This is a genomic window from Synechocystis sp. CACIAM 05 (genome assembly GCF_010222815.1).
Taxonomy (GTDB): Bacteria; Cyanobacteriota; Cyanobacteriia; order Cyanobacteriales; family Microcystaceae; genus Synechocystis.
This window is the reverse complement of record NZ_CP019225.1, coordinates 1,350,597-1,368,157: the sequence shown is the minus strand read 5'-3', so window position 1 is coordinate 1,368,157 and position 17,561 is coordinate 1,350,597. Positions and strand designations below refer to the sequence as shown.

16 protein-coding genes and 1 pseudogene are annotated in these 17,561 nt (G+C 49.1%); 9 read left to right on the top strand and 8 right to left on the bottom strand.

Going from position 1 to position 17,561, the window contains the following annotated elements; genetic code table 11:
• Positions 1–245 precede the first annotated feature (245 nt).
• From BWK47_RS06525 to BWK47_RS06515, 3 genes are read left to right on the top strand one after another with little or no spacing between them, the layout of a single operon-like run.
• Positions 246–1,130, top strand: coding sequence for a tetratricopeptide repeat protein (locus BWK47_RS06525; RefSeq protein WP_162328040.1), 885 nt, complete (start codon positions 246–248; stop codon positions 1,128–1,130).
• A 46-nt stretch (positions 1,131–1,176) separates the two neighbouring features.
• Positions 1,177–1,872 (top strand): orotidine-5'-phosphate decarboxylase, encoded by a 696-nt coding sequence (gene pyrF, locus BWK47_RS06520; RefSeq protein ID WP_162328039.1) that lies wholly within the window; start codon positions 1,177–1,179, stop codon positions 1,870–1,872.
• A 29-nt stretch (positions 1,873–1,901) separates the two neighbouring features.
• Complete coding sequence (locus BWK47_RS06515) at positions 1,902–2,444, top strand: hypothetical protein (protein ID WP_237269888.1); 543 nt, start codon at positions 1,902–1,904, stop codon at positions 2,442–2,444.
• Here BWK47_RS06515 and egtD read toward each other — a convergent pair.
• The gene (egtD, locus tag BWK47_RS06510; RefSeq protein ID WP_162328037.1) at positions 2,437–3,450 is read right to left on the bottom strand and encodes an L-histidine N(alpha)-methyltransferase; all 1,014 of its coding nucleotides are present in this window, start codon (positions 3,448–3,450) and stop codon (positions 2,437–2,439) included. The two genes, BWK47_RS06515 and egtD, sit on opposite strands and share 8 nt — an antisense overlap.
• Before the next feature lie 311 nt (positions 3,451–3,761).
• Positions 3,762–5,486: an ABC-F family ATP-binding cassette domain-containing protein gene (locus BWK47_RS06505; protein WP_162328036.1), complete on the bottom strand. Its 1,725-nt coding sequence runs from the start codon at positions 5,484–5,486 to the stop codon at positions 3,762–3,764.
• Between the two features lie 121 nt (positions 5,487–5,607).
• On the opposite strand from BWK47_RS06505, the gene BWK47_RS06500 reads away from it, so the two are divergent.
• Positions 5,608–7,071, top strand: a complete 1,464-nt coding sequence (locus tag BWK47_RS06500; RefSeq protein WP_237269886.1) for a glycoside hydrolase family 13 protein — start codon at positions 5,608–5,610, stop codon at positions 7,069–7,071.
• A 132-nt stretch (positions 7,072–7,203) separates the two neighbouring features.
• On the opposite strand, the gene BWK47_RS06495 is transcribed toward BWK47_RS06500, so the two are convergent.
• Genes BWK47_RS06495 through BWK47_RS06485 form a run of 3 tightly spaced genes read right to left on the bottom strand, consistent with a single transcriptional unit; the run spans position 7,204 to position 9,450 of the window.
• Positions 7,204–7,998 carry a hypothetical protein gene (locus tag BWK47_RS06495; protein ID WP_204250479.1) on the bottom strand — a complete coding sequence of 265 codons (795 nt, stop codon included), beginning with the start codon at positions 7,996–7,998 and terminating at the stop codon, positions 7,204–7,206.
• Between the two features lie 8 nt (positions 7,999–8,006).
• Entirely contained in the window at positions 8,007–8,633 is a 627-nt protein-coding gene (locus tag BWK47_RS06490; protein ID WP_237269884.1) for a hypothetical protein, read from the bottom strand.
• Between the two features lie 4 nt (positions 8,634–8,637).
• The gene (locus BWK47_RS06485) at positions 8,638–9,450 is read right to left on the bottom strand and encodes a TIGR04255 family protein (RefSeq protein ID WP_162328033.1); all 813 of its coding nucleotides are present in this window, start codon (positions 9,448–9,450) and stop codon (positions 8,638–8,640) included.
• Between the two features lie 252 nt (positions 9,451–9,702).
• Here BWK47_RS06485 and mnmA point away from each other — a divergent pair, with 252 nt between their 5' ends.
• Positions 9,703–10,779: a tRNA 2-thiouridine(34) synthase MnmA gene (gene mnmA, locus BWK47_RS06480; RefSeq protein ID WP_162328032.1), complete on the top strand. Its 1,077-nt coding sequence runs from the start codon at positions 9,703–9,705 to the stop codon at positions 10,777–10,779.
• On the opposite strand, the gene BWK47_RS06475 is transcribed toward mnmA, so the two are convergent.
• Both BWK47_RS06475 and BWK47_RS06470 read right to left on the bottom strand, forming a co-directional pair.
• A complete protein-coding gene (locus BWK47_RS06475) occupies positions 10,776–12,167 on the bottom strand; it encodes a TldD/PmbA family protein (RefSeq protein WP_162328031.1) in 1,392 nt (463 codons plus the stop codon). The genes mnmA and BWK47_RS06475 overlap by 4 nt on opposite strands.
• Before the next feature lie 87 nt (positions 12,168–12,254).
• Entirely contained in the window at positions 12,255–13,235 is a 981-nt protein-coding gene (locus tag BWK47_RS06470; RefSeq protein WP_162328030.1) for a GHMP family kinase ATP-binding protein, read from the bottom strand.
• A 189-nt stretch (positions 13,236–13,424) separates the two neighbouring features.
• Between BWK47_RS06470 and BWK47_RS06465 the strand changes: the two genes are divergently transcribed.
• On the top strand, positions 13,425–13,724 hold the full coding sequence (locus BWK47_RS06465) for a YkvA family protein (protein ID WP_162328029.1): 300 nt from the start codon (positions 13,425–13,427) through the stop codon (positions 13,722–13,724).
• 163 nt (positions 13,725–13,887) lie between these two features.
• On the opposite strand, the gene purT is transcribed toward BWK47_RS06465, so the two are convergent.
• The gene (purT, locus tag BWK47_RS06460; protein WP_162328028.1) at positions 13,888–15,063 is read right to left on the bottom strand and encodes a phosphoribosylglycinamide formyltransferase 2; all 1,176 of its coding nucleotides are present in this window, start codon (positions 15,061–15,063) and stop codon (positions 13,888–13,890) included.
• Positions 15,064–15,280: 217 nt separating this feature from the next.
• Between purT and BWK47_RS06455 the strand changes: the two genes are divergently transcribed.
• From BWK47_RS06455 to BWK47_RS06445, 3 genes and pseudogenes are all read left to right on the top strand, one after another.
• Positions 15,281–15,685, top strand: coding sequence for a YidH family protein (locus tag BWK47_RS06455; RefSeq protein WP_237269882.1), 405 nt, complete (start codon positions 15,281–15,283; stop codon positions 15,683–15,685).
• Between the two features lie 54 nt (positions 15,686–15,739).
• Positions 15,740–17,083, top strand: coding sequence for a chromosomal replication initiator protein DnaA (gene dnaA / locus BWK47_RS06450; protein ID WP_162328027.1), 1,344 nt, complete (start codon positions 15,740–15,742; stop codon positions 17,081–17,083).
• Positions 17,084–17,423: 340 nt separating this feature from the next.
• A pseudogene (locus BWK47_RS06445) lies at positions 17,424–17,561 on the top strand (photosystem II D2 protein (photosystem q(a) protein)); the annotation flags it as partial.

The window sequence follows — 17,561 nt, the reverse complement described above, 5'->3', positions numbered from 1 at the left end:
GAAAGATGCTGGGGAAAAATTCATCGGTGAGGTTAGTCTGGCTGAGGGGGGAATGGGGCATGGAACAAAATTGTCTCTGGCTCCCCAGGATGAAGATGGATGGCCAAAACAACGTCGGGCTAGATACAATAAACGCACACCACCAAGGTGTTGAGCCCTACCCTATTTAACCTAATGATTAGGTTTGGCTTTGGGTAAGCTGGGAGACTGTAACGTTCCCCCACGGTGGCTCAAAACATTGATCGATGGAAAAATTTACTGTGTCAAAACGTCATTGGTTGCTTTTATGGGGACTACAACTGGGCTTGGCCGGTGGGGCGGCTCCGGTGTTTTCCCAGGCGGTTCTGCCCTACACCCCCAATTTAGACCAACAGCAGTTGGAAGATCAGGGCCTGGCGCTCACAGAAGATGTGGTGCAATTGGTGCGCTTTCAGCAGTACGACCTGGCCTTTCCCCGGGCTAAACTGGCAACCCAACTGGCCCCGGAACAGTTTCAAACCTGGTTCATTCTCGGCACTCTTTATCTACAGCAGGAGGAAGTGGAGCCGGGCATCACAGTGCTGAAAAAAGCGGAGGCCTTGGCCCCGGAGGAAGCGGGCATTAAGTTTACTTTGGGTAATGCCTATTTCCAAAAAGGTCAGTATGACCAAGCTGTGGAGGTGTTGCTAGCGGGTTTGGCCCAGCGCCCCGATACCCCCGCCGCCTTATTTGATTTGGGCAATGCCTACCTCAAGTTGGTCAAATATCCCGATGCGGTCACTGCCTACCAAAAAGCATTGAAAGCGGAAGAGCAGTTCTGGCCGGCCCTCAACAATATTGGTTTGATTGAATACGAACAGGGAAAAATTGACACGGCCCTTAAACGTTGGCAAGAAGTGATCAAAATTGACTCGGAACAGCCGGAACCCCAATTGGCGATCGCCGTGGCGTTGTATAAACAGGGCAAAACCCAGGAAGGTTTGCAAAAAGCCCAGGACGCCCTCAATTTAGATAGTCGCTATGGAGAAATTGATTTCCTGGTCAAAAATCTTTGGGGAGAGCAGTTAATTGCGGACACAAAGGCCCTATTTGCTACCCCCACCATGGTGGAAGTGTTGCGTACTCTGCCGCCCCCCAGTGACGACCTGTAGTAGGTCAAATTTTCTTGTTACCTTGCCATAACTCCTCAACTTTGCCATGACCCCAGACCAAGTAATTGTTGCCCTAGATGTACCGGATTTACCCAAGGCGATCGCCTTAGTGGATCGTTTGCCGGGGGTAGGTTTTTGGAAAGTGGGGCTGGAATTATTTGTGGGGGCGGGGCCGGGGATTTTGGCGGAATTAAAAGACCGGGGTAAAAGGATTTTTTTAGACCTGAAATTCCACGACATTCCCAATACGATGTTGGGGGCGTGTCTGTCTGCCAGTCGGTACGAAGTGGATTTACTCACTCTCCATGCCACTGCGGGAAGTCAAGCTTTAACCTTAGCCGCCCAAGCCATGGCCCCATTGCCCCATCCTCCCAAACTGTTGGCCATTACCCTGCTCACTAGCATTGGCGATCGCCAGTTACGGGAAGAGTTACAACAATCCTTAGCCGTGGATGATTACGTCAACGCCATGGCCCAGTTGGCCCAAAATGCTGGCATTGATGGAGCGGTGTGCTCCCCCCAGGAAGTGGCTAAGCTGAGGCAAACCTGTGGCCCGGACTTTTTGCTGGTGACCCCCGGCGTGCGGCCCCTCTGGTCACCCCAGGGGGATCAACAACGGGTCATGACTCCCTCCCAGGCGATCGCCGCTGGGGCCAATTATGTGGTTATTGGTCGGCCCATCACTGCTGATCCTAGTCCCGAAGCCGCTTGGGAAAGATTATGCCAAGACCTTGCTGTTTAAAATTATTTCGCTTCCCTTGGGTTGTCAAAGTGGGCCTATCTGTCACTGGCTTTGCCTTGATATTGGTCACTAATCTGGGACTAAACCCCAGCCAAGCCAGAAATAGCCGCTCCCCCAACGGAGGCCGCTGCCAACAACCGTTAACGGAATTGATGCCCCCTCTACTGGACGCACTGCCCAGTTATACCAATCGGGTCATGCAACGGAGCCAAATTGGTGGCGTTCCTTTGAGAACCTATATTTTGATTGCTGGCAATGCGGATTTTGATCCCTTGCCCCTGGCCCAACAACAATGGCAAACGGAAGTACCGGATACCACTAAGCAGGTATTTTTCACCACCCTAGAAAGAAGCTATACCGACCAGCGGGCGATCGCCAGCCAGAATTTTTACTGGGCATTTTTTGTGCAAACGGAGCAGGGTTGGCAATTGGCCTTACTGTACCAACAATTAGGCGGAAGTTCCCCGGATCAGCCCACTTCTCCCCGACGGGATGCCAGCACCGGGGCGATCGCCCAAGGCATTCGTTTATGGTTGAGGGATTGTCAGGCAGGGGTGTTCGCTGCTATTTGACCCGGCTTAAAATCACAGCAAACCATTGTTGGTCATCGGTCCACACTTGGAGTGGCTCTAGGCCATGGTCCGCCAATTGCCGGGGAATGGCGTTGGGATTGTTAGCATGGAGGGAAAATTTGCGGGATATTTCCGTCAGAATGGTTTCTCCAGCTTGCAGATCCACCGTTAAATCAAGATTTTCCAACCGCACCGTTTGCTTCGTGCCACTGCGTAAATACATTTCAATTTGGGATTTTTGCTGATTAAATACAGCCCGATGGGAAAAGTTATCCAACGCAAAATTACCCTGAAAACGCCAATTTAAATGGCGCAACATATTTAAGTTAAATTCCGCCGTTACCCCTTGGGCATCATTATAGGCGGCTTCTAAAATATCAGCAGGTTTGCATAAATCCACCCCTAATAAAAAGTAATCCCCTGGGTCTAACGCTTGACCCACTTGTTCAAAGAATACTTGACAATCTTCAGGGGAAAAATTACCGAGAGAACTGCCTAAAAATGCCATCAAACGATGGGGATAATTATGATTGGGCAATGATGCCAACGCCAACTGATAGGTACTTACTAAACCCTGCACTGTTAAGTGAGGATAGGCAGCTAAAATAGCCTCCGCATTTTCTTTTAAAATCGCTTCGCTGATATCAACGGGAATATAGCGCAGGGCAACATTTTCCTCCGCAAAGACATCTAATAAAATCCTGGTTTTAGTGGAACTGCCGCTACCCAATTCAATGAAGTCACAGGGCCCCGTAATTTGCACCAATTCCTTGGCGATCGCCTGGAGAATGCTGGCCTCCGTGCGGGTGGGATAATATTCCGGCAACAGACAAATTTGCTCAAACAGTAGAGAACCCCGGTCATCGTAAAAATAGTGAGGGGGCAAAGTTTTGGGGCATTGCTGCAAACCGACAATAACATCTTGGCCATGGTTGACATAGCTCTGGGGATGGCTGAGGAGCCGGTTTTCTATCTGCAGGCGGAGGGAATTTTGAACGGAGACCATGGTGAGGTGCAAAAACTAACACATCCTCGCACCATAACCTGAACTGTCCCTCCAGATCGACCCCCAAACCTTGGTTAAATAGCGACAAAGCTTGAGAACTCTCCCAGGAACTAGCCAAACCTTCCCCATGGAGCGACATGATCCTGGGCGCATTACCTCAGACTCCAATCATAGTGTTTAAGATCCTTTTGGTGACCTTTTTAGCTTTCCCTACATTGACCCACTAAAGCTTACCCAGAATTAGTGACCTCCACTTCTTCCCCCTATCAAAGGGAGCGGGAAAATAAACACCATCTTCCTCGGTATCCTAACTAGGGAGCGATAACCTTTTTGGTTTTTTGCTCTGCCTTTTTCGCCGCTTGCTTAGCCCGTTTTTCGGCTTGCTTTTTAGCGGCTTGTTCAGTGGCCAGACGACGCTTTTCCTCGGCTTTTTCTGCTTCTAATTTTTCTAAATAGTAGTGGTAATCACCGCTGTAAGCTACCAATTCCCCGTCCCGAACTTCCACTATTTTATTAGCTACCCGGGAAATAAAATAACGGTCGTGGGAAACTAGCACCACGGTGCCTTCATATTCTTGTAATGCTTCCTCCAGCATTTCTTTGGCGGGAATATCTAGGTGATTAGTCGGCTCATCAAGGATGAGAAAGTTGGCCGGAGTGAGTAACATTTTTGCCAGGGCTAAACGGGCTTTTTCCCCGCCACTGAGGGCGGCCACTTTTTTAAATACCGTTTCCCCAGAAAAGAGAAATCGTCCCAACAGGGTCCGCACTTCTTCATTTTTCCAGTCGGGCACTTCATCATGGATGGTCTCCATAACGGTTTTTTCTAAATCCAAAGCTTCCGCTTGGTTTTGCTCAAAATAGCCGGGCAAAATATTGTGTTCCCCTAATTTTATTTGCCCTTCGTCTGGCAATTCCATACCCATAATCATCCGCAGGAGGGTGGATTTACCGCAACCGTTGGGGCCCAAAAAAGCAATACGATCACCCCGTTCAATTTCCAAATTAGCCCCCAGGAAGAGCAATTTATCGTTAAAGGAATGGGAAATATCTTCAATTAAAGCCACTTGACGACCACTACGGGGGGCAGGGGGGAAATGGAATTTAAGGGTTCTTACTCCACCCACAGGGGCTTCTACCCTTTCAATTTTTTCTAGTTGTTTTTCCCGACTTTTAGCTTGGGTACTGCGGGTGGCACTAGCCCGGAATTTATCCACAAAAGCCTGTTGTTTAGCCAAGGCTTTTTGTTGATGTTCATAGGCGCTGGCCAGGGCAAGACTACCTTCTTCTTTCTGCACTAGGTAGCTGGAATAATTGCCCAGATAGGTAGTGGAAACACCCCGTTCCGTTTCGACAATTTTGGTACAAAGGCGGTCGAGAAATTCCCGGTCATGGGAAATAATTACCATGGGGGTTTTTAAGCCCTTGAGGTAAGTTTCTAGCCATTCAATGGTTTCTAAATCTAAATGGTTGGTGGGCTCGTCCAACAGCAGTAAATCCGGCTCCTGGAGTAAAATTTTGCCTAAACTGATCCGCATCTGCCAGCCGCCACTAAAGGAACTTACCAGGCGATCGCCATCCTCCGGCTCAAAACCAATTTCTGGCAAAATCCGCTCAATTTGCGACTCTAAACGGTAACCATCCAAGGCTTCAAATTGCCGCTGTAATTTATCTAATTTGTGAATCAAATTTTCCAGCGTATCCGGGTCCGCCACCTCCATTTCCTGATGGACATGGTGCATGGCATCCTGAACCTGGTTCGCCTCAGTGAATACCGTCCACATTTCCTCCCGCAAAGTACGGCTGGGAGTAACGTCAAATTCTTGGGTTAAATGGGCAATTTTCAGCGCCGCTGGGCGAATAATTTCCCCCGCAGTGGCCTCCACTTCCCCCATAATGATCTTCAGTTGGGTGGATTTTCCGGCCCCGTTGACCCCCACCAGGCCTACCCGTTCTTCTGGTTTAACTTCCCAGTTCACATCTTTAAGAACTTCGCCGGTGGGATAAATTTTGCGGATGTGTTCGAGTCGGAGCATAGGAATAGGGCTGGGGGGAAACTGAGCTTCCAGTGTATCGAAAAATTGCCTTTAAAAACCTGTGCCCCACCATTACGACAGGGTAAATATTAACAAATTATTAACAAGGACTAGAATCACCATGGTTGCAACCCCAGATTGGGTGAAAAAAGCCGTTTTCTATCAAATTTTTCCTGACCGTTTTGCCATCGGCCAACAACAGGCGATCGCCGTCGCTCAACAACCAAAGCTAGAACCATGGGGGGCCCCGCCAACGGTGCAGGGTTATAAGGGGGGCAACCTGTGGGGAGTGATCGAACATTTGGATTATCTCCAGGATTCGGGCATTACCGCTTTATACTTGACCCCCATTTTCCAGTCCGCCTGTAATCACCGTTATCACACCCATGACTATTACCAAGTGGATCCTCTACTGGGGGGCAACGAGGCGTTGCAGGCTTTACTAACCCAGGCCCACCGGCGGGAGATGAAAGTAGTCTTGGATGGAGTGTTTAACCATGCCAGCAGGGGTTTCTACTTTTTCAACGACATTTTGGAAAATGGCCCCCATTCTCCCTGGTTAGATTGGTTTCACATTGAAGATTGGCCCCTATCAGCCTATGACGGTTCCCTCCCAGCTAACTATCGGGGCTGGGTAGATTTGCGGGCCCTGCCCCAGTTTAACCATGACCATCCCGACGTACGGGAATATTTGATGCGGGTGGGGGAGTATTGGATTGCCCAGGGCATTGATGGTTGGCGTTTGGATGTGCCCGATTGTGTCAAAGCGGAAGGTTTTTGGCAAGAATTCCGCTGCAGGGTCAAGGCCATTAATCCAGAAGCCTACATTGTGGGGGAAATTTGGTGTGATGCTAGCCCCTGGTTAACCGGGGAGCAGTTTGATGGGGTAATGAATTATCGCTTCACCGAACCGACCGTAGCCTTCACCATTGGCGATCGCCTGCAAAAAGAACATCTACGGGGGGAAGAATACCGTCCCTACCCAGCCCTAACCGCAGAATCCTATGGAGAAAAAATTAGCCAACTGCTGCAAAAACATCCCTGGGAAATTCAGTTAACCCAATTAAATTTGCTCAACAGCCACGACACCGCCCGTCTACTGACCCTGGCCAATGGCGATCGGCCCAGCGTTAACCTCGCTCTTTTACTGATGTTTACTTTCCCCGGTGCTCCCTGTGTTTACTACGGTGACGAAGTGGGTTTACCTGGGGGCCACGACCCTGATTGTCGCCGAGTCTTTCCCGCCAAAGCTGATTGGGACTTAGATTGCTGGGAATTTTACCGCCAATTGATCGCCCTGCGCCATCGCTATCAATGCTTACAACTGGGGGATTACAAAATTCTCGCCATGGAAAGTATGGGCTATGTTTTTCAGCGGCAATATGGTGATGAAACCCTAATTGTTGCCGTTAATCCAGGGGATAAGAGCATAACAATGTCCCTGCCTCCTGAAGTTGTGGACTCAGGCCAAGCAATTGAAACGGTCTTTACCACTAGCGCTGCCATAGAAATTCAACGCAATTCGTCGGGTTTACTTTTAAATCTGCCTCCTCAATCCGGAGTAATTTTAAATTTGTCGGTGTAGTTATTGGGTCGTCAACAGAATCTTGCCTAAGGGTACAAATTCTTAGCTTAAATATAAAATATTACAGCTAATTTTTAATATTTTGTGATGCTTTTTGCATAGTTTTACTAGCTTGGAGTCTTGTATCTAAACTCAAATTACTGGTCCAGAAGGCTCAGTGCGATAGCTTAAATGTTCGAGATTGTACTCAACCGTGTCACGCATATCGCGAAGCGTGAATTCTATTTCAGAGACCGCTTCGCACTTGCGCAAATCTACCGTACCGTTATCCTTTGTCTTTTCTAAAAGATTTGGAAATTCTGTCTTCAAATTTTGTGCTATATTTGCAGCCACAGTGGCATATTCAGCCTTATCGGTAACGTAGACAATGCTCAACCATAGCTCATAAGGTTCTTCAGGAAGCAATTCGTCTTGGGGCGCATAAGATAGCCGAAAAGACAAGATTCCAGAAGAATTTCTCTTTCCTTCCTTCTCGATGTAAGTAGAAACGGAACGAAGTCTTTCCACAAGACTGTTTGGTAGAGCAATGCGACGATATCTCACAGCAAGCCAACTCTGAAGGGTTTGGCGGGTGATGAGACTATAGGTTTGATCAGGCTGGATTGCCTCAAGTGAATTTTTCTGAACTATAACCCTTCTTGAGGCGATTAGTTCAATCCAAACAGTTTGTCCATTGTGTATGTAATCTAGGTGCAGGATGCGTGGATTTTTCCCATGAGTGTAGTTCCCATTGTGTTCCTCTAGAATGCGAGAAAAAATGAATTCTACAGCAGGTTCAGTATCCAAATTGTCATTGGCGATATCACAATCGTGAGATATCGCTATAGCCAGATCAGCCTCAGGTTCATCAGTCAAACCTACTGCCTGAAAGTCTTTCTGAGCCAGCACGCCACCCTGTTGCCATATGGTGTTTCGGGACCAAGGCATTTCTTGTACTAACTCCTCTCATCGATAGCCACAGAAGATTCGCCCAACACATCATCGAGCGATCTCAAGTGTTTTCCAGCACCCTTAGGTTCACGACGGGTCTGCGCTTCTTTATCGGCTATTGCCTTGAGAGTGGCTAAAGCCGCTATAGGGTCTTCATCTGTCTTGAGTATATCGAGCAAGGAACGCCCATTTAAAATTGGACGATGCACCAGTTTATCTAGACGGATGATGTTTGCTTGATTAAATTTGTCGGCGGCGCAAGACAACTGCTGAATACGTATTACTGCTTCTCCCTTTGGCTCTTGTCCTGCCAGCCAAGCATAGACCGTAGGACGAGTGACCCCAAGAACAGAAGCCAGATCAGACATATTTATAGCAAATACATCACGGATATTCGCGACATGCTCAGCAGGGGATCGCACATCAACCTCCTTTGCCCTAGAAGGTTCGACATGTATACGTGGATCATAGACCCATCTGCTTAGCTCAGCAGTGCTATGCGCAGTCATAATACCGCCTGTGCCTGCTGTCAAGACCAATAGTGGGGCAACTAATTTGATAGCGGCATGAGAGCTATAGGTGTTTTTAGGTTTAATAGGCGAGGAATAAGGGTTTATTGTCATAGTAGTCATAGTCTTAAGCCCACTGTTCTCTAGCGTAGTGAGTTACCGAAACATTGAAAGCATTCGTAATGATGTCATGCGCCTTTAAAAGTTGATCTTCAATTTCTTTGAGATCAAAACTATTTCGGTTAATAACGAAATAGTCAGTATCTAACACAGCATTCCGACCATTAATCTTTGTGAATCGGGGTTGTAGTTTGAGCTGTAACGAAATCAAGTCAGGTGATAAAGCTAATGCCCCATCGGAAATAACTGCTCTAGCGACTAAATTGCCGTCACCAACAACTGTGACAGTCTCAGTAAAGCTATGGCTTAGATGACCGTCTATATTTTCAGAAAAACCAAGCAGAGATGGATTCAAGTATTGTTGCAGTGTGTCATTGTTGATCGGTACAACAGCATCAAGATAACGAAGTCCAATCCTTTCAAAATAAGCCAACTCAACTATTTCGTGAACCAAGTTCAAGCCAGAGATGGTCTTCTGTAAGAAGTCTGCGAAGGTATCGTATGTAGTAGTGTGAAAAACTAAGGCATTCGAGAGCAATAGGTATCCTTCAGTACGCTGAGTATTCATGAAGCTCCAACGCATATGCTGCTGAGGCTGAACATCAGGTTGTGATTCGTCTAGTCGGCGAATTGTGAGTTCTAATTGATTTTCGGCTTGGAAGTCGGGGAACCCACTTCGGCGCAGGCGCTCCTGCAAACGGGCAACATAATCCGACATTTGGGCAATTGGGTTAAATTGCACCTGAGCCAGTGTGTAGAACACAGGCGCAAGACTCATTTTTTGCATGGCTGTTTTTATATATCCATTGAGGATACCCATAATTCCTATTTTACACTTCACTTTACACTTTCCAAAATTTTCCCTGTGCGCTATGAGCAGTTAGACCAGTTCGCAAATAAATGTTTTTCGCTTATGGAAGTCGAAACTATTATCACAAAGTTGTCGGGTGGTAATGATCGCCGTAAAACTATATACCCTCATTTTCTAGCAGTAGTTTTTCTGGGTTAAGCTGGGTTAGGGTCTATTTGTTAGAGCAACCCCTGTCAATTTGGAGCGCAGAGTAAATTAGCAATGACGCAGAAAGTAGTGGTGGGACTATCCGGCGGAGTAGATAGTTCGGTGGCGGCGGCCCTGTTGCACCGTCAGGGTTATGCCGTGGTGGGGGTGACCCTGTGGTTGATGAAGGGTAAGGGTCAATGCTGTTCGGAAGGGCTAGTGGATGCCGCTTCCATTTGTGAGCAGTTGGGGGTGCCCCACGAAATTGTGGACACCAGGGATTTATTTCAAAATCATATTATTGATTATCTGGTGCAGGGCTACGGCGAGGGCGTGACTCCATTGCCCTGTTCCCAATGCAATAAGGCGGTCAAATTTGGCCCTATGCTGCAATATGCTCAGCAGTCCCTCGGTATCGATAAAATTGCCACGGGGCACTATGCTCGCATTCGCTTGAACGAAGCCAGTCAACGCTACGAGTTGTTGCGGGCGGTCGATCGCCAGAAGGATCAATCCTACTTTCTCTATGACCTGTCCCAGGAAATTTTGGCGGCCACCCTGTTTCCCCTGGGGGAGCAAACCAAAACTGTGACCCGACAGTTGGCGGCGGAATTTGACCTCAGCACAGCGGAGAAGAAGGATAGTCAGGATTTATGTCTGATTGAAGCCCATGGCTCCATGCGGGACTTTTTGGACAAATACATTGCCCCCAAAGCCGGGGAAATTGTTGATCTGTCCGGGGCGGTGCTGGGCCACCATGAAGGCATTCATCACTACACCATTGGCCAACGAAAAGGGTTAGGTATTGCGGCGGCGGAACCGTTATACGTGGTTAAGCTCGATCCGGTGATGAATCGGGTCATTGTCGGCGATCGCCAGAATGCGGGCAGTGGGGAATGCTACGTACAACGACTCAACTGGGTTTCCATTCCAGAGCCGACGGCCCCCATCCGCTGTGAAGTGCAGGTGCGCTACCGTTCCGCTCCGGTGACCGTCAATGCCATTCCCTGGCACGATCAACAAATCAAACTGGTCTTTGACGAACCTCAATTTGGCATCACCCCTGGCCAGGCCGCGGTACTCTATGACGGCGATCGGGTGTTAGGGGGAGGTATTATTTGCCCCCAAAAGTCCGAAACAGCAGGGGTCTAGGCGGCATTGCCCCCCACCACCACATCCCGGATGCGTAAACTGGGGCCACCGCAACCCACCGCCAAACCATTTTGGCCCCCTTTGCCACAGCCCCCAGACTCATCCCAATAAAAGTCATCGGCGATCGCCTCGATGTTAGCCAGGGTTTTAAACACATTGCCGGACAGGGTCACATCTTTAACCGGTTCCGCTAGCTGACCATGGCGGATCATCCAGGCCTCTCCAGCGCTAAAGGTGAACATTTCCCCGTTGGTCATACCCCCCAGCCAATTTTGGGCGTAGATCCCTTCCTCAATGCCGTCTAACAAATTAGCCACAGGAGTTTCGCCCCGGCCAATCCACGTATTAGTCATCCGCACAATGGGGGGATAGTGGTAGTTCAAACAGCGGGCATTGCCAGTGGGTTTTTCCCCCAATTTCCCCGCCGTTTCCCTGGAATGGAGCCTACCCACCAATTCCCCATCTTTAATCAACTGGGTGGTACTGGCGGGCACCCCTTCATCGTCAAAACCATAACTACCCCGGTGCCCTGGTGGAGCCGCTCCATCAAAAATTTGTAATTCCGGCGGGCCAAAGCGCCGACCCAAACTCATCACTTCCAAAAAGTCGGGATTTTCGTAGAGCATATCCGCTTCGGACAGATGGCCAAAGGCTTCGTGGACAAATAACCCAGTCAAAATTGGGTCAATCACCACCGGATAAGTTTTTCCCTGCACTGTGGGCAAAGTTAACGCTTTCACTGCCCGTTGGGCCGCCCCCTGCACCACCTGGTCTAAATTTTCCAAATCCCCGTAGCCCCGGCGGGAGCCTGTGGTTTCTCTACCTACTTGAACGCCGTTGCCATCTTTGGCGGTGGCCGCAAAACGCATTTCCAAATCCCACCAACATTGCTCCAACAGAGTCCCTTCCGAAGTAGCTAGCAACACCGTTTGTTGGCTGTCGCTGTAGCGCACATGGGTGGTGGTAATCTTATCGCTGGTGCCCCGGAGCAAATCATTGTAGTGGTCACACAGAGCTTTTTTATCAGCCAAACTAATCTGGCGGGGATCTTTGCCCGTTAAAGGATTGATAAAGGTTTGTTGAACCGGATCAATGGGAGCCAACAGGGTTTCATCATCTCCAATTAATCGCGCGGCGGCGATCGCCTCTTCTAGTCTTTGGCGTAACTGTTCCCAACGGTTAAAACTGGCAAAACCCCAACCCCCTTGATGACAAACCCGCACCTGGCCACCCATGGCAATACCCTCACTGAGGGTTTCCACCTGGTCACTCCGCAAGCTAATTTGGGTTCCTTCGGACTGCTCCAAGCGAATACTGATAAAGTCTGCCTGGGACTGATAACGGCCAATTAGTTCCGGCAGGGTGGCTTTAATGGTGGCTAAGTTCATGGGCAAAGAATTAGGGCGTCATCATCCATGATACTTTTCCTGCCCTTGCTTGACCGTCAGGGTCCATGGAATTAAGCAGCCTTCAACCTAGGAGAAGATGATCTGAGAACCGGGGGCATTAATTTTTACCGACAAAACTTGATGATCCTTAAAAGTTTCCGCCAAACGGGGATGCACTGATGGTGGGGCAAAAAATAACATGAAACCCCCTGCTCCAGCCCCCAGCAATTTACCGCCCCAGGCCCCGGCTTCCCTTCCCTGTTGGTAAATGCGGTCAATGTCGCCATTGGAAATGCCCACATCTAAACTTCGCTTTGCCTGCCATGCTTGGTCCAATAATTCCCCAAACGCCGACAGACATTGATTGCTGGTCAAAATATCCCAACCCTTGTCCACCATGGCACGCATCAGTTTCAGGGTTTCTCGATTATCACCCACCCTTTTTAATTGCTTTTCCACCACATTGGCCGCCCGTCGTTTAATGCCAGTAAAAACAATGAAAATATGTTCTTCAAACTCCGCCATCCTTTCCGGGGCCATGGTGACCCGACTGACCACAATATCGTCTTCCTTGCGAAATTCCACCAAGTTAAATCCCCCCATGGCGGCCATTAGTTGATCCTGACAACCCACCTTGTCTTTGACCAAATGCCTTTCGACATAAATGGCTTCATAGGCTAAATCCAAAGGACGGATAAATTCCCCTTTAAAAGAGTGCAGAGCCTGGAGCAAGGAAACCGTAAAAGCAGAGGAAGACCCCAGACCGGTAAAAGCTGGTAAATCCGCCATGTTATGAAGCTCAATATCTTTTTCTAAACCACAGAATTTCAAGCATTCCCGAAAAACCACGTGCTCCATTTCGCTGGGATTTTTCACCAATTCCACTTTGCGGTAGGAAACGCGAATGGAATAGTCAAATAAATGACTCAGAAAAGGGCTAGCAGTGACGTAGGAAAATTTATCGATCGCCGTAGCTAGAACCGCACCACCATGCTGGAGAAAATACTCAGGATAATCGGTTCCCCCACCAAAAAAACTAATGCGGACAGGGGCACGGGAAATCAGCATGGGCCTGGCAAAGACAAGGTTAACGACAGATACATTATTGCCGACTGGGGGGCAATGTCAGCGCCCAAAAGAGAAACTGCTGGCTAAACCCAAGGCTAGAGGGAAATCCGTCCCCAAGCCTGGGAGTTTCCCCCCCCGGAGCCCCCATTGGATCTGCCAAAATTAAATTGTTCTTTCCCCCCGCACCCCATGAAATTTTCCCTCGAGTCTCTCTATGGTTGGTACCGTCAAATGCTGAACCATCCCCGGTACCGTTGGTGGATTGTCCTCGGCTCCTTGGTGTATCTCCTCAGTCCCATCGATTTTCTGCCCGACGTTTTCCCCGTACTTGGTTGGATTGACGATGGTTTAATTGCCACTTTGCTGGTATCGGAAATTTCCCAAATGGTTCTCACTGGCTTAAAAAACAAGACAACCAAGCAGGAAAAGGATGCCCCCCAGGAAACCGTGGTGGTGGATGTGGTGGGACAGGACGTGGCCCACAGTTAATTCGGTCGGGTCAAACCTGAAATGTTCTTAAATTTCCCCTGATTCCCTAACTGCGGAAAATTTTCAGATCCTGAGGATTTCGACAACGGAATACAGTGACCAAAACCCAGAGCTTTTTAACTTCCCCAGTGAATTTATCATCAGGGAAGTTTTTGTTTGATGGTTATTCTGTTTGTACTATTATCTTTTCCGCCACAGTTTGGGCTAAACGTCTAGCTTGGTCAACGGATTCCCCTTGGGCTAGGGCTACCCCCAGACGGCGATGGGGTCGGGCGTTGGGCTTACCAAATAAGCGCACATCGGTGCCGGATTCTGTCAAAGCTTCTGCTACTCCGGTGTAACTCAGCTTTTCCCCAGCTTCTAGAGCGAGGATAACTGCGCTGGCGGCGGGCCCCGTTTGTTTAATTTGAGGAATGGGTAAACCTAAAATGGCCCGCAAATGTAGCTCAAATTCGTTCAAGTTTTGGGAAATGAGGGTAACCATGCCGGTGTCATGGGGCCGGGGGGACAATTCGGAAAAAATCACTTCCTCCGGGGTAATGAAAAATTCCACCCCAAAGATGCCCGCTCCCCCCAAAGCATCGGTAACAGTTTTGGCGATCGCCTGGGCTTGGGCCAATTGCTCTGGAGATAAAGGGGCTGGCTGCCATGATTCTTGATAATCCCCCCGTTCTTGGCGATGGCCGATGGGGTCACAAAACAGGGTTTCCCCCTGCCATTGGCGGATAGTTAACAGCGTAATTTCCAACTCGAAGGGGATAAATTCCTCCACAATCACCTTGGTCTGATCACCCCTCGCTCCGGCGATCGCCCCTTGCCAAGCCTGGGCTACCTCATCGGCATTGTTAACTACAGATTGACCTTTACCCGAAGAAGACATCACGGGTTTAACCACGTTGGGAAAACCAATGGCCTGGCTCACTTGCTCTAACTCGGCCAAACTGGTGGCGTAATCGTAACGGGCGGTACGCACCCCCAATTGTTGGGCGGCCAACTCCCGAATCCGGTCCCGGTTCATGGTTAGATTGGTGGCTTGGGCGGTGGGAATGACCCGATAGCCCTGGGCTTCCAGCTCCAACAATTTTTCCGTGCGGATGGCCTCCACTTCTGGCACAATCCAATCCGGCTGATATTTTTTTACCACTGCTTCCAGGGCATCCCCATCCAACATAGAAATGACTTCGGCAACCTGGGCCACCTGCATGGCTGGCGCATCCGGATAACGGTCCACCGCAATGACCCGATTGCCCAATCTCTGGGCAGCAATGGTAAATTCCTTGCCCAATTCCCCAGAGCCGAGTAACAGAAAAGTTTGGGGCAAAGTGACAGGATTGGCCATGGTTAAATGTTAGAGGGCGGGGGTTAACCGGCTAGGGATCTGGTTTTTCTCAGTTTCCCACAGTTATTGCCTATTGCCCCCTCAGCTCTGGGACAAATACCTGGTCATATTTTCCAAAGTCTGTGGGCTTTGGGCCTTTTGCTTGGGTTTGGCTTTAATAGGGGATTTTAGCGTCCATTTTTTTGATAAACAGCAAATTTACTTGCTAGCGAAATGTATGGATAATTATCCCCCAACTCCAGAGCCCTATAACTTAGCCAATGAATTGGCCAAGGAACGGAATCGGGCCGCCGCAGAAAGGACATTAATGGCTTGGATTCGCACCAGCCTTTCTTTGATCAGTTTTGGCGTGGGCATTGACCGTATTGTCGCTGCCATCCATGGCGCGTTTCCGGGGGGCAGAAATGGTTTTCACCTATCCCGGACTTTGGGTTTATCCTTTATTATCATTGGCACCTTGGCCCTACTGGCGGCGGCCATTAATCACCGTCAGGATTTAAAGCACATTGAACGGGGGCGTTTCACTTACCAGTCCCGTCTTTCCATTAGTTTTGTGGTGGCGATCGCCTTGGTGGTGGTGGGAACCTTTGCTTTTTTAGCAATCATGTTCCAATCGCTTTAGTCCGTTCACGCTCTCCAATAGAGTTTTCCTACTAAGTATATTTGTATATTTTTGATGGTCTCCTGCGAAAATCTTTGGCAACAGGCCCTAGCAATCCTGGCAACCCAGTTAACCAAACCGGCCTTTGACACTTGGATCAAAACATCAGTCCTAATTTCCTTGGGGGATGGGGTGGCCACCATTCAGGTGGAGAATGGTTTTGTCCTGAACCATCTGCAAAAAAGCTATGGACCACTGCTGATGGAGGTACTGACGGATTTAACAGGCCAGGAGATCACGGTGAAGCTCATTACCGATGGCTTGGAACCCCATAGCTTAATTGGCCAGGAGTCTTCTCTGCCCATGGAGACCACCCCTAAAAATGCCACAGCGCTCAATGGTAAATATACTTTTTCTCGTTTTGTGGTGGGGCCCACCAATCGCATGGCCCATGCGGCATCTTTGGCTGTAGCAGAATCCCCCGGACGGGAATTTAATCCTCTTTTTCTCTGTGGCGGCGTTGGTCTAGGCAAAACCCACCTCATGCAGGCGATCGCCCATTACCGACTGGAAATGTACCCTAACGCCAAGGTTTATTACGTTTCCACAGAAAGATTTACCAATGATCTGATCACTGCCATCCGCCAGGACAATATGGAGGATTTCCGAAGCTATTACCGCAGTGCAGACTTTCTACTCATTGACGACATTCAATTTATTAAGGGCAAGGAGTACACCCAAGAGGAGTTTTTCCACACCTTCAACAGTCTCCACGAAGCGGGCAAACAAGTGGTTGTAGCCTCCGACCGTGCTCCCCAAAGGATTCCTGGCTTACAGGACCGGCTCATTTCCCGTTTTTCCATGGGCTTAATTGCCGATATCCAGGTGCCAGATTTGGAAACCCGCATGGCCATTCTGCAAAAAAAGGCTGAGTACGACAGGATTCGTCTGCCCAAGGATGTCATTGAGTATATTGCTTCCCATTACACTTCCAACATCCGGGAACTGGAAGGAGCCCTGATCCGGGCGATCGCCTACACTTCCCTATCCAGTGTGGCGATGACAGTAGAAAACATTGCCCCAGTGCTCAATCCCCCAGTGGAAAAAGTGGCTGCCGCTCCGGAAACCATCATTGCCATTGTGGCCCAACATTATCAGTTGAAGGTTGAAGAACTACTCAGCAACTCCCGCCGCCGGGAAGTGAGCCTGGCTCGTCAGGTGGGGATGTATTTAATGCGTCAACACACAGACCTGAGTTTGCCCCGCATTGGGGAAGCGTTTGGTGGCAAAGACCACACCACTGTGATGTACAGTTGCGACAAAATCACCCAGCTACAGCAAAAAGATTGGGAGACCAGTCAGACCCTCACTAGTCTCAGTCATCGTATTAACATTGCCGGCCAAGCCCCGGAATCCTAGACCCCAGGCGATCGGCAATTATGAGAGTGAATATGTCAGAATGTAAAATATTTGCTAATAATAATATGTAGATGCGTTTCGGCAAGGAACGCCAACACCACTGCAGGTTTGGCCCCTGTGGCCTGGCTTGCTACCCATAAGAAAATGGCATCAGGAGAACAGATATTGTTCCGCCGAAAGGCCACATTTGGGTTTTAACCAACCGCTCTACCCCGGCGGTGTAGTTTCCAATCGTCTCGTCTTATTAGAGAATGGATTCTAAATGGCATAACCCAAATTACAAAAGCCTCCTTTAGAAATTCTTGCCTTTGATGCTAGCTACGCAAGAGGATTTGCATTTATGACTATTGCAGTCGGACGCGCCCCAGTCGAAAGAGGATGGTTTGATGTCCTCGACGATTGGCTAAAGCGTGATCGTTTCGTATTTATCGGTTGGTCTGGTTTGCTCCTCTTCCCCTGCGCCTTCATGGCCCTGGGG